The following is a 12,807-nucleotide window of genomic DNA, read 5'->3' as shown; positions in this document are numbered from 1 at the left end:
CTCACTTACTCTCCACGACGCGCCAGGCTCTGCATCATCAGCCCCATACCGCTCCCCGAGACAACAACCGCCGCGCCGAGGATGAGCAGAGCCGCAAGGATGAGCGAGAGACCACTCGCCGCCTTGCCCATCAGCACAAGCGCGAGAATTCCAAGTACGATGGCGACAAGCCCGGCGACCGCCGGAACGCTTTCGGCCACAAGGGAGCCTTCGCCCATTGCAGTTGAATCGGCGCTGAGCATGATCGCGCCGCTGCCATTGCTCAAGACGAGTGCGACGCCGAAGGCGATCGTCGCCACTGCCGTCAAGACAAGTTCAGCGACGCCAAGAAGCGCGAGAACTCCGAGGGTCACGCCCCCGAGCCCTGCCAGAAACAAAGCGGCGAGGCCGCCGCCAGACTCGCCCATGAGCGCGAGATCGGCAGCCGACTCTGTGGCGGCCGTGGACAAGACCGAAGCAATCATCGCGCCACGCGCGATGAGCTCAGCGCCCAAGACAATTACAGCGACGGACGCCAGGATCGGGGGATGGATTCCTGTCAAGCCGCAAATTGCGAGAACAATCGTTGCAACGCCGCCGGCCGCGTCCAACAGGCCCGCGCCGACCATTCCCCCGTATGTCCGGGTTTCCCGAAAGGTCACTGACATGGTCTTCAACTCCGTTGCCGATTGGGCCGTCAAGACCGGCGTTACTACAAAGGCTTCATCCGAAATCTAGTGTGGGATCGGCGATCGCGCTGACAAGCGCGGCGGCGGGAGGAAAGCACCTGCATCGAAATCCAGAAGCGAAGAAAGCCTCGCTCGCCGCTCATCTTGTTCGTACTTTCGAGCGTCCACGCTTATGGTGGCCAACCTTTGCGCGGCCCGGCGGCGCGGCGACGGCGTTTGGCGTCTGGCGCGTCGCAACGCTTGGAGGCGGGGTTTCGAGAGGAAGCGGCAAGAATGCAGACTGACCCCTTGCTGCGATCATCTCCATAGCTTTGGCAATCGGAACTGCGGCGTCATCAAGGCGACGCCTCTGGTCTTCGACGAGCTTATGTCGCTCACCCGCCTGATGCTGAAAGACGCCCGGCGACGGAAACTCTTTCGGAGCGACGAAGTCTCTCGCAGGCATTTTCCAGCTGTAAAATCCCACCATAGCGGCGAGAGACGCGGCAAGCGCCAACAGAATGCCCACGCCCATGTAAAACACACGCAGCGCCTCGACCCCAAGAGGCGCGACCTTCTCCCCTTCTGGCTCCCCTTGGGTCATTTGGTCCCTCGTTCCACTTGGACGCGTCGCGGCCCACGGAGCGCGAATGTGAGGGCGCCGAGCAGGCAGAAGATGGCGACAGCCGCGAGAAGCCCCGCGCCGAGCGAAAGCACACCGAAAGGCGGCGCTATCAGATAGGCGTAATAAAGGGCCACGCCGGCAAGCGTCACCACGCCCACGAAACGCAATTCACGCCGGCCGGAACGGACGCGCTGAAGGAAAAGCATGAAGATTGGAATGACGGCGCCCAAGACGAAGGCGAGATCCGCTACAAGCGTCCATGGCCATCTCTCGCGGAACACGAACCAGAAGACGCGATCGGGAAGGTTGCCGTACCATATCACCAGAAGCGCAATGAAATTCAAATAGGAAAGGCCCAGGAGCGTCGCCAGCAGCAACCCGCCGATATCAGCGCGGGCGCCAGTGTCGCGCTCTCCCGGGGAGACGATCGCCACCCACGCGAGGGCGGCCGCGAATTGCGTAAAGGCTAATGTTGCGCCAAAGGAACTCGACCAGAACTCAGGCTGAAGAGACAAGATCCAGTCCACGCCGATCAGGCCGATGACAAAGGCATGCGCAGCCAGCCCGACCGCCGCAATCAACATTTTCCTGCCGCCCGTCAGTCGCGGCAAAAATATTCCGAGAACGCTCCAGAAGCTCAAGGCGACAACCGAACGGATGATGAAGAAGGGCGCATTCAAATAAAGACCGCGTACGTCATCGGGAGGCGGATTTGCCCCTTCGACCCATGGATAAAAATGAGGAAGGAAGACGAGCACGGGAATGAAGAGCAGCCCGAAGAACGGCGTCGTCGCCGCCGTGACGACGAAGATATCGGCAAAGGCCGACAGCCAGCGGCCCCCGGTCAAGGCATGGATCAACAGCGCGAAAACGCTCCCGATCGCCGGACTCCCACACAAGACGAAGGCCAAAAGCCAACCGCCGGCGGCCGCTCTGGGCGCGATGACAAGAATCGCGGCGAGCCCGCCAAAAGCTGCGAGCGCGCCGGCGACAAGCCACCAAGACAGACGCCGACCCGGCTCGGCTCCCGGCGCCATCGGCGCCGGCCCGGCTCTGTCTTTTGCACTTGCTTCCGGGGCGACGTCGACTGTCATCTACTTCGCCCCCTGCTGCAACAAAGAAGCGGAGGCCGGGAGTCGCGACAATTGCAAGGCGCGAACATAGGCGACAATCGCCCAGCGATCCGCAGGATCGACGCGCGCTGAATATGAATGCATTACGCCGTAGCCATTGGCGATCGCGTCCAGAAATGTTTGAGCAGGCGCGGCCACAAGCGCCGTGGAATGGAAGGAAGGCGGCGCGGGGAAACCACGCATGACGATAATGCCGTCCCCGTCCCCGGCGAGACCATGGCAAGGCGCGCAAAAAATGCCGAAGCGTTCGTGACCCCGCGCCAAAAGCGCTGCGTTCGCCTCAGGCGGGTGTGCCAACGCCGCTTCTCTGGCAAGCGCATTCTGATCGACCACGCCCTCTGGAAGAGGCCGCGCCGAAGCGCCGTCCGCCCAAAAGCTCGACGGTTCATAGGTCGTGTATTTTCGCTGCTGAGTCATGCTGAAATCGCAGCCGCCGACCATGATCGGCAATAAGACGACAAACGCCAGCCTTTCGCTCATTTTTCCACTTCCACAACATCGACGGCGCCAGCCTCGCGGAGCCAGGCTTTTGCGCGTCGGTTTTCCGCTGCGGCTGTCGGCGCCTCGAGCGCGAGAAAGAAGCGGTCCTGCGTCGCTCTTTCAAACCTTTGGACGGAAAACAGCGGGTGGTGTAAACTGGGAAGCCTGGTTTCGATCAAAAGAAAGATAAATCCGGTCAGGGCCGCGCCAAAAATCCCCACGGCGAAAGGGAAGAGTATGAAAGCGGGCCACGAATTCAGCGGACGACCACCGCTGTCGATTGGATAGTCGAAGATGGCGCTCCAGCCTTCCGTAGCATAAGCCGCTGCTACAACGATCAAACCACCGAAAAACATGTAAACGCGCAGTCTCGGCGCCCGGGCGCCCAGAAATTCCTCTACCTCCTCGACCGGAAAGGGCGAAAAGGCGTCCAGCAGCCTGCATCCCGCTTCGTCGACCTTGCGCGCGGCCCTGACCATGGCCTCGGGCTCGACGAATTCCGCGAGAAGCAAGCTCTTCATGTCCTCGCCTCGGGCCAGACGAGCCGCCTCGTTTCATGCATCGACACGATCGGCGCAAGACGGCAGAGGACGAGATATAAAAAGGCAAAGAAGCCGAGCGAGCTAAAAAGCAGCGCGTAATCCCAGAAGGTCGGATGAAAGGGGCGCCACATGCTTTCTGCGTAGCCGTGAGACAGCGTGTTCCAGACAATATTCATACGTTCGAGCCACATGCCGATGTTGATCACCACGCCTGCGACGACGACGAGCGCTATGTTGCGGCGCGCGGATCTGAGCCAGAACATATGCGCGACGAGGCAATTGCAAAACAGCATGACGTAATAGGATATGCGATACGTTCCCAGGAACTCGAATGCGACGAGGCTGCGCTCGGCCGGCTCGCCGCCATACCAGGCCCCAAACCATTCCGTCATGTAGGATATTGTCATGATCATCGACGCGGTGAGGAGGATCTTCGCCATCACGTCAAAGTGCTCGACCGTGATCAGCGCCTGAAGCGAAAAGCCCCAGCGTACCGCCGCCGCCAGGAGGATGACCATTGCGAAGCCTGAATACATGGCTCCGACGACAAAATAGGGCGGAAAGATCGTTTCCGACCAGCCCGGCATCAGGCTGGCGGCGAAATCCAGGCCGACGACGCTGTGCAGGGTGACGACAAGCGGAACGCCGAGACAGGCCATGGTGGTGTGGTAGACGTGATAAAGGCGCCAGTGACGCGCCGACCCGCGCCACCCGAGGGCAAAAAGCCCGAACCAGAATCGGCCGCGCCTCGTCTTCGCTCGGTCACGCAAACAGGCGAGGTCCGGTATGAGGCCCGCATACCAGAACAGGATCGAAAATAACAGATAGCTGAGGATTGCCCAGAAGTCCCAGATCAACGCGCTTCGCCACTGCGGCCAGAGAGCCATTGTGTTTGGGTAAGGAGCCAGCCAATAGAAATACAGCGGACGCCCAAGGTGCATGATTGGAAAAAGCCCGGCGATGCCCGCGGCGAAGAGAGTCATCGCCTCGGCGAAGCGATTGATCGACGCGCGCCAATGCTGGCGCATCAGCAGGAGCATCGCGGAGATCAGCGTCCCGGCATTGCCGATTCCGATCCACCAGACGTAATTTGCAATGGCGAAACCCCAGACAACGGTCGTGTTGACGCCCCACAGGCCGACGCCCGTCGCAAAGAGCCAGGACACGCAAATCATCATCAGCAACGTAAGCGCAAAACTGACGATGAACGCGCCCCACCAGACCCGCCAGCTCCATTTTTCTGGCGAGAGCAACGGCGCGCTGACGAGCTCGTTGATCGCTTCGAAAGATCGGCCCTCGGGAAGAAGCCAGGCGGCCGCTTCGGTATCGGTCCGATCCTTCGGCGCGCTCATCTTTCGCCGTCCGCGGAACCGGGATGAGGATTGCCCACGCGCGCGAGATAAGTCGTGCGCGGGCGCGTCTCCAGATGGCCGAGCATGGCATAATGCTGCGGCTCCTTGCGCCATTCCCGCACCTTGCTTCCGTCGTCGTTGAGGTCGCCAAATATGATCGCTCGCGTCGGGCAGGCCGATTGGCAGGCGGTAATCACCTCACCGTCGCCGATGCGCCGCTCCTCCCTTTCGGCTCCCCGTCGCGCACGGCTTATCCGCTGGACGCAATAGGTGCATTTTTCCATCACGCCGCGCGATCGCACTGTTACGTCGGGATTGAAAATTGCGTCAAAGGATTGCGCGCCGAGATTCGCATAGGCTTCGTCGGCCGTCGCATAACCGAAAAAGTTGAAACGTCTCACCTTGTAGGGGCAGTTCGACTGGCAGAACCGCGTTCCGATGCAACGGTTGTAAACCTGCACATTAAGTCCCTCGCTATCGTGGACCGAGGCCTCGACAGGACAAACCGGCTCACATGGGGCTTTTTCGCAATGCATGCAGGGAACCGGTTGGAATCCCAACGGCTTCGCGCCGCCATTGTTATACACATCGACACGTAGCCAGTGCATCTCACGGCCCATGCTGACCTCGACAGGGCCAACGACCGGCACATTGTTTTCAGCCTGGCATGCGATCAGGCAGGCGTTGCAACCGATGCAGAGCGTGTTATCGATCGACATCGCCCATTTATAGGATTCGTAACTCAAGTCCGGGAGAAGGCTTGCGAGGTCGTGGCCATCGGACACGCGCGCGGCTCCCTTGATGAGATTTTGGAGTGTGAATGTGGGAAAGACGTCGCCTCTTCCCCGCTCCAGACCAAAACTGCGTTGTGTCCGAAGAATTTCCCTCCGTTCGCTTGTGGGAGAGAGTGAGACGCCGGCCGCCAGAAAAGGGGTCGCCGCCGAAGCGAGCAGATTTGCGTTGAAGCCGACGTTGCTTCCGATCGCGCCTGCGCGCGTGCGGCCATAACCCAGCGTCGCGGCGACGACGCCCTTTGCCTGGCTGGCGGCGATGCATACTGGCGCCGCCAGGCTGAACGTGCCTGTCGACAGCGAAACCACGTCTCCGTCTTCGAATTTGTGGGCGGCGGCGTCTTCTGGGGAAAGGTAGAGCGCGTTGCCCCAGACCTCCTTCGTCGTAGGCTTCGGACATTCTTGCAGCCATGCGTTATTCGAGAAGCTTCCGTCCCATACAGAGGGGTCGGGCGCGAGAGTAAGGCATAACCCCGCCACGGCCTTCACGGGGTTGATTGCGGGTTTGACGGCGATGGGAGTCGCGACGGCGCTGTTTGCCGAGTCCGGTATCGTTCCATCGTGCAGCCATCGACGCCACGAGGCGTCGAAATCATCTGGCGCATGAGCGCGCCAATTTTGCTGCACAAGCTGGTACGAGGTGGCCGATTGCACGCCGACAATCGACGCGACAAGCTCCTCCGCGGTTCGCGTATCATAGAGCGGCCGGATCAGCGGCTGGACGATGCTGGCCGTTCCTTCCACGGCGCGCAGATCCGACCAGCTTTCGAGGGAATGCGACAGAGGCAAGCGCCATTTGCACAGCGCCGCCGTTTCATCGTCATAGAGACCGAGATGCACGCTGAACGGCGCCTTTGCAATTGCGCGAGAGATTGCAATTTCTCCCGGCGCCGCATAGACAGGATTGCAGCCAATTATAAAAAGGCTTTCGACCCGCCCGCTTTCGAGATCGTCCGTCAGCCCCTGCAAAGACGCGAGATGACCCGATGCGACCGGGTCCACCGGCGCGAAATAATCGACTGGGGCCCGTAGCCTCTGGTTGATCCAGTGGCAGAGCGCATGCACTTCGGGAGGCTGAGTTCGCCCCGCCAGAATGATCGAGCTGCCAGAGTTTGCGTTCAGATCGTCAACCACCATCGATACGAAACGGCGCGCTTCGTCGGAAAGACTCACTGGGGAATAGGCCGCGCCAAAGCGATTGGCGATCTCGACCACGAGACCGTGAATGAGCGACGGAGCGAGGGTCAGATGTTCATCCGAATTCGCGCCTGTAAGCGTCAGGCTCGACTCTACGGCGTAGAGACGTAGAAACCGATCGAGCGGAAGGCGTGCCTGGCGTCTCTTGGCGAAGGCGTGCGCATGGAGGAGCTGCAATGGACCCGGCCCGAGCGGGTCGGCTTCGAGTGAAACGACGACAGTCGCGCGCTCCAGTCGCGGAAGCGCAATCAGCGGGCGGCCGAACGCCATTGTCGCGCCAGAGATTTCATTGTCGTCGTGAATGGGCTCGAAGCGGCGCCAGCGCGCCTGCCGGAATATTTTGAGCAATGACTGTAACTGGCGGCCAAGGGTCGGCGAGGTGACGCGCCCGGTGAGGATCGAGAGCTTGGCGCCGCCCCGGCTCTTTTCGATCTGGGCGCGGGAAAGCAGCTCCTTTTCGAAAGCGGCCCAGGAGGAAGGCCCCTCCCGGTTCCTGACGATTTTTGCACGATCCGGGTCATAAAGGGACATGATCTCGGCCTGGGCGAAAATATCGCATGCCCCAAGACTGACAGGATGACGCGGGTTGCCCTCAATGCGCGTCGGTCGTCCCTCGTGCGAAGTGACGATCACCCCGCGCGCATAGCCGGAGAGAGGCAAGGCCGTCGCAAATTGCAATGGAACGCCGGGCGTCAGTCCTTCCGGCATTTTTACATATGGAACGATTTCCTCTCGCGGCGGGCCGCACGACGAGAGCGCCGCGGCGGCGCCGGCTGCGAGGAGCCTGAGCGCATCCCGCCGGTCCGGCGTGAACCTCTCTCGCGTGATGGCCGGACGCTCGCTCATCGATGGCAAACGGAACAATCGGAGAGGTGATCGATATTTATGTGATAACGCTCGATAAGGTCCTTGCCCTGCCGCTTCTGATCCTTCCCCGCCATCCAATCCATGTTGAAAATTTCCTCTCTTGGTCGAAGATAGGGCGCAGGGTCTCGATGACAGGAAAGGCACCACGACATCGTGAGCGGTTGGGTCTGCTGAACGAGCGGCATTTGATCCACGCGCCCGTGGCATGTCGAGCAGCCAACGCCCTTTGCGACGTGAATCGAGTGATCGAAATAGACGTAGCCAGGCAGCCGATGAACCCGCGTCCATTTGATTGGCTTGTCGTCGGCCAGGCTTTTGCGCACGGGGGCGAGCATCTCGGCGTTCGTGAAGAGCTGAGAATGGCAGGTCATGCAGGTTTCAGTCGGCGGAACCGAAGCAAAGGCCGATTGCTGAACGGAGGTGTGGCAGTATCGACAATCGAGGCCAAGCTGCCCCGCGTGGTGCTGGTGACTGAACGGCACAGGCTGCTCCAATGTCACATGCTCTCCGGTAATATAAGGCGACCACATCACGCCATAGGCCACGCCCACGATCAGAAAGGGAAACGCCAGAATTGCGATCATCGCGACACGGACGATCGAGTCTGCATAGGGCCTGAAAATCTGCGCCATCGCCGCATCCCGGTTTATGCGCCGTAGCCTGAACCCGATCAGCGTCCGAAAGTTCCTTATGGGCGCGCCTGCCTACGAGGCGGCGATGTTGTCCGGGTAGCCCGTCGGCGCCTCGTTCCACCCGCGCGTGGCATAATCCGAAAAGGCGAGCATGAACATGATTGCGAGCCAGAGCAGACCTGCCACTGCGCTGAGTCGAACAAGACCGCTCGCGCGGCGTAAATCCATGAACAGGAGCCAGACCAGAAGGACCTGGAGCGCCGCGACGCCGAGATGCAGCAATGGGCCTTTTCCCTGAAGATCCAGGTAAGCCGTCGCCGCGGACGCGCCGAGAAGGAAAAGCAGGAGCAGCCACACGCCTCCATATCGCAGCGCGATCCGGATCATGGCGCGTGCCGCCCGGGCAGGTAGATCAACGCATAAAGAACGAGCCAGATACTGTCCACAAAATGCCAATACAGGGACGTGGCTTCGACCGCAGGGCTTTCCGTCGCCATTCTCTCGCTGAGCAACGCCGCGCCGAGGTAGACGACAAGCGCGACGCCAATGGCGAGATGGATCGCATGTATCCCTGTCATGACCCAGTAGAGCGCAAAGAACAGGCGCGTCGTATCCGGCTCGAGCGTGAAACCGGGCCCCGGAATAAGGCCCTTGTCTATGTCCTCAGCATATTCGAGTCCCTTGACCGCAAGGAATGCAAGCCCAAACGCGGCTGTCAGCAACAGGCAACTCACAACAAGCGCCCGCGCTCTTTTTTTTGATGCGTGCAAGGCCAGCGTCATGACGAAACTGCTGGTGAGCAGCAACGCCGTGTTGATGGTTCCGTAAAACATGCTCGTCGCATGCGAGGCGACGGCGAAAGCCTGCGGATAGAGCGACCGGTAAACGGCATAGCTTAGAAACAAACCGCCAAAGAACAGAATTTCGCTGGCAAGAAACGTCCACATGCCGAAGGCGACGCCGAGACGCTGTCGCTCCACGCTCGGCCAGGGGAAGCGGAGCACAGTTGCGCCATCGATCATCATGAACGCCCCTGCGGCTCGAACGCCTCTTCCTTCTCTGGATGATAATTATAGGGCGGCGCATCGACCCGGGGAATTTCATCGAAATTATGCTCGGGCGGAGGCGAGGGGGTCTGCCATTCGAGTCCCGTTGCGCCCCATGGATTTGGGCCCGCGCGCTTGCCGTAGAAAAGGGACCAGCCGAGATAGACGAGCGGAAGCGTATAAGCGGCGAAAAGTACGAGCGCGCCCATCGAAGAGATTACGTGGTAAACTTGGAACTCCTGTGGATAAACATGATAACGGCGCGGCATCCCGCCATAGCCCATGATGAACTGCGGCAGGAACGTCGTGTTGAAGCCGAGAAACATGATGATTGCGGCAAAACGGGCCCAGGCTTCCGAATAGAGTTTCCCGGTGATCTTCGGCCACCAGAAATGCAGGGCTGCGAAGAAGGCCGAGACCGTCCCCCCGACCATGATGAAATGGAAATGCGCGACGACGAAATATGTGTCGGTGACGTGAACGTCGATCGGAATCGAGGCGACGAAAAGGCCGGTCAGGCCGCCGATCGTGAAAAGACCCAGAAAGCCCATGGCGTAGATCATCGGCGCCTCGAAGCTGATCGAGCCCCGATAGAGCGTCGCTGTCCAGTTGAACACCTTTATGGCGGAAGGAACAGCGACCATGAACGAAAGGAAGGAGAAGACGAGGCTCGCATATTGCGACTGGCCCGCGACAAACATGTGATGGCCCCAGACGAAGAAGCCGATGATCGCGATGCCAAGGAGCGCATAGATCATCATCACATAGCCGAAAACGCGGCGCCGGGCGAAGCACGAAAATACTTCCGAAATGACCCCCATCGCTGGCAGGACCATGATATAGACGGCCGGATGGCTGTAGAACCAGAAGAGATGCTGGAACAATATGGGATCGCCGCCTTCATGCGGGTTGAACACCGGCAGGTGGAAGAGTCTTTCCGCCACGATCAGCAACAGCGTCATGGCCAGCACCGGCGTCGCCAGCACCATCACGAGGCTCGTGGCGTAGATCGCCCAAACGAAGAGCGGTAATCTAAACCAGCCCATCCCCGGCGCGCGCAGCATGTGCGTCGTGGTTATCAGATTGACGCCGGTGGCGATTGACGAGAATCCGGCGACAAAGACGCCGGCCGCTGCGGCGACGACATTGCCATTTGCATAAAGTGACGAAAAGGGCGTGTAGAACGTCCACCCCGTGTCCACGCCGCCAGCGACGATAGCGTAGCAGGTGAACCCCGCACCGATGAGGTAAATGTACCAGGACAGGAGATTCAGTCGAGGAAAAGCCACGTCCCGCGCGCCGATCATCAGGGGGATCAGGAAATTTCCGAAGGTCGCGGGAATGGACGGCACCAGGAAAAACCACACCATGACGATGCCGTGCAAAGTGAACAGGCGATTATAGCCCTCGTCGGTCAGTAACATTCCCCGTGGGGACATGAGCTCGAGGCGCGCGAGTCCGATGGCGAACCCGGCGATGAAAAAGAAGAGCGTGATCGCTATCGCGTAGAGGATGCCGATACGCTTGTGGTCGGTGGTGGTGAGCCAGGACACAAGCGTATGTCCCGCATCGAGGTAGCTCGTGCATGTTGGGCTTTCTTCCGGCGGAGGCTCGACTGCGGCGATCTGGCTCATTTGTTCCTCCCCGGCGCCGCAAGCGATTTCAGATAGGCGATGAGCTGCATGATCTGCTCCTCGTTCACCTGTCCGCGAAAGCTCGGCATGATCGGATCGAATCCCGCGACGACGTCCTTTCCCGGCAGGAGGATCGAGTCGCGCAGATAGGCTTCGTCGGCGACGACGCTTCTTCCATCCGCAAGCTGCACGGGTCGGCCATAGACATTGTGCAGGTCGGGCGCATGAACGCTCGAGTTTTGCGCGTGACACCCCGTGCATCCGAGGGAATTGAAGAGCCCTTCTCCTTGCTTGGCGGCGTTGTCCGCCTGCGGTTGCCTGGCGCTCCAGCGGGAATAGTCGACGGGGCTCATCAATATGAAACGGCCGGTCATTCTCGAATGGGCTGTCCCACAATATTCAGCGCAGAGGAGGTGATAGACGCCAGGCTTGTCGCCGTTGAACCAAAGATAGGTGTAGCGGCCCGGCAGCACGTCCTGCTTCAGTCTCAAGGCCGGAAGAAACATGCTGTGAATGACGTCCTCCGACGTCATGATGAGCTCGACGGGCTGGCCGGTCGGCGCATGGAGCTCGTTTATTTCCTGCACACCGTTAGGCTGTTGTATTTTCCACATCCATTGCTTGGCGAGCACATGGATTTCGACCGCGCCTTCCGGCGGGACGGCGTGATGCAGCTGCGTCGCCGCCGCCCACCAGAACATGGCAAGGAAACCGAGGGCTGTCGCCGTGGTCCAGCCATACTCCAGGCGGTTGGAAAACGCGCCCGGAAGGTCCTTTCGAAAAGCGGCGGCCCCTTTGCGGTAGCGGATGGAAAAAACGACGATTGCGACGAGAACAGCCGCGACGACGATTGCGCTTACCGTGACGAGCACGAAAAAGAGCCAATCCCATTGATCGGCGTAAGACGACGCCTTGGGCGCGAAGTCCTCGCTCATGCCGCCGTGCGCCGGACGAGGACCAAAATGCCTACGGCGAGGAGGAGGAGAGCAATCGCGCCCCCTGCCCTCAGCGTGGCCAAGATCACTTTATTGTAGAGCCCATGACTCGGACCATATCCGTAACAGAGCAAGCCAACGGCATCCAGGATCGGCGAGAGGATTCCGCGCTGCGCCTCGATGAGAGCGCGGCGCAGCGTCTCGCCTGTCACAGCGGTCGCGGGAATGATCCGGGTTACGCGTCCTTCGTCAGTCACGACCAGCACTGCGGCGGCGTGGGCAAACTGGCTGTGTTCCGCGTCTCTTGAATAGCGATAGTGGACAGAGGCCGCGACTGCGGCAATCGACGACTCTGGTCCGGTCAAGAACTGCGTGGCGGCAAAGAGGGGCGCGCCTGGGTCGATCAGCGATTCTTTCAGGTCACGGGCGGCCGCGGCGCCCTGATTGGGATCGAGACCGATGGCGATCATCCTGTAGTCTCGGCCCGGATCGAGCGCCGACATGGCCAGAGCGCGACTGGTCAACGCCAGCATGGCCCCGCACATGTTCTTGCATCCGTAATCCACAAAGAGCAAAACCGCCGGCCGCCCATCGAACGCGTGCGCGAGCGTTTCAGAATTTCCGTCTTCATCGAGAAAGTGAGCCGCCAGAGGCAAGCGGTCGTCGGGGCGGGGTTTGGCGGAAAGCTTTTCCAGATCGGAAAGGCTCTGCCCCGCCCAAGCGACCGCTCCCCAAGAATCCGGGCAGGGCGCGAGCCCCCACGCGAGGATGCTCAAACAAAGCAGCGACGTTCTGGCGAGAGATGCGATCAACGCTCCAAATTCCAGCGGTCGTCAAAACCTCGGCTCAAACGAGTCGCTCACCGAAAATGTTCCCCCGCGCGCCTCTTTCCTTGCCCTGGGCAAAGCGAGGCGCGCGCGTCCTGC

12 protein-coding genes are annotated in these 12,807 nt (G+C 60.4%); all 12 read right to left on the bottom strand.

Going from position 1 to position 12,807, the window contains the following annotated elements; translation table 11 throughout:
- Nucleotides 1-5: 5 nt before the first annotated feature.
- Nucleotides 6-647 carry a hypothetical protein gene (locus WOC76_RS20105; protein ID WP_341108959.1) on the bottom strand — a complete coding sequence of 214 codons (642 nt, stop codon included), beginning with the start codon at nt 645-647 and terminating at the stop codon, nt 6-8.
- 600 nt (nt 648-1,247) lie between these two features.
- Nucleotides 1,248-2,366 (bottom strand): hypothetical protein, encoded by a 1,119-nt coding sequence (locus WOC76_RS20100; RefSeq protein WP_341108958.1) that lies wholly within the window; start codon nt 2,364-2,366, stop codon nt 1,248-1,250.
- The gene (locus WOC76_RS20095; protein WP_341108957.1) at nt 2,367-2,885 is read right to left on the bottom strand and encodes a c-type cytochrome; all 519 of its coding nucleotides are present in this window, start codon (nt 2,883-2,885) and stop codon (nt 2,367-2,369) included. It abuts the gene before it with no gap.
- Nucleotides 2,882-3,406, bottom strand: a complete 525-nt coding sequence (locus WOC76_RS20090) for a DUF3341 domain-containing protein (RefSeq protein WP_341108956.1) — start codon at nt 3,404-3,406, stop codon at nt 2,882-2,884. The genes WOC76_RS20095 and WOC76_RS20090 overlap by 4 nt, the downstream gene beginning before the upstream one ends.
- Nucleotides 3,403-4,779: an NrfD/PsrC family molybdoenzyme membrane anchor subunit gene (gene nrfD / locus WOC76_RS20085; protein WP_341108955.1), complete on the bottom strand. Its 1,377-nt coding sequence runs from the start codon at nt 4,777-4,779 to the stop codon at nt 3,403-3,405. Before nrfD ends, WOC76_RS20090 begins: the two co-directional genes overlap by 4 nt.
- On the bottom strand, nt 4,776-7,613 hold the full coding sequence (locus WOC76_RS20080) for a 4Fe-4S dicluster domain-containing protein (protein WP_341108954.1): 2,838 nt from the start codon (nt 7,611-7,613) through the stop codon (nt 4,776-4,778). Before WOC76_RS20080 ends, nrfD begins: the two co-directional genes overlap by 4 nt.
- On the bottom strand, nt 7,610-8,266 hold the full coding sequence (locus WOC76_RS20075; RefSeq protein WP_341108953.1) for a cytochrome c3 family protein: 657 nt from the start codon (nt 8,264-8,266) through the stop codon (nt 7,610-7,612). The genes WOC76_RS20080 and WOC76_RS20075 overlap by 4 nt, the downstream gene beginning before the upstream one ends.
- Before the next feature lie 72 nt (nt 8,267-8,338).
- On the bottom strand, nt 8,339-8,653 hold the full coding sequence (locus WOC76_RS20070) for a cytochrome C oxidase subunit IV family protein (protein WP_341108952.1): 315 nt from the start codon (nt 8,651-8,653) through the stop codon (nt 8,339-8,341).
- Entirely contained in the window at nt 8,650-9,288 is a 639-nt protein-coding gene (locus WOC76_RS20065; protein ID WP_341431564.1) for a cytochrome c oxidase subunit 3, read from the bottom strand. The genes WOC76_RS20070 and WOC76_RS20065 overlap by 4 nt, the downstream gene beginning before the upstream one ends.
- A complete protein-coding gene (locus tag WOC76_RS20060; protein WP_341108949.1) occupies nt 9,288-10,946 on the bottom strand; it encodes a cytochrome c oxidase subunit I in 1,659 nt (552 codons plus the stop codon). The genes WOC76_RS20065 and WOC76_RS20060 overlap by 1 nt, the downstream gene beginning before the upstream one ends.
- On the bottom strand, nt 10,943-11,881 hold the full coding sequence (gene coxB / locus WOC76_RS20055; RefSeq protein ID WP_341108947.1) for a cytochrome c oxidase subunit II: 939 nt from the start codon (nt 11,879-11,881) through the stop codon (nt 10,943-10,945). Before coxB ends, WOC76_RS20060 begins: the two co-directional genes overlap by 4 nt.
- Entirely contained in the window at nt 11,878-12,537 is a 660-nt protein-coding gene (locus WOC76_RS20050) for an SCO family protein (RefSeq protein WP_341431571.1), read from the bottom strand. Before WOC76_RS20050 ends, coxB begins: the two co-directional genes overlap by 4 nt.
- Between the last annotated feature and the right edge of the window lie 270 nt (nt 12,538-12,807).

It is taken from the genome of Methylocystis sp. IM3 (assembly GCF_038070105.1).
Classification (GTDB): domain Bacteria; phylum Pseudomonadota; class Alphaproteobacteria; order Rhizobiales; family Beijerinckiaceae; genus Methylocystis.
This window is presented reverse-complemented; position numbering and strand designations above follow the sequence as displayed.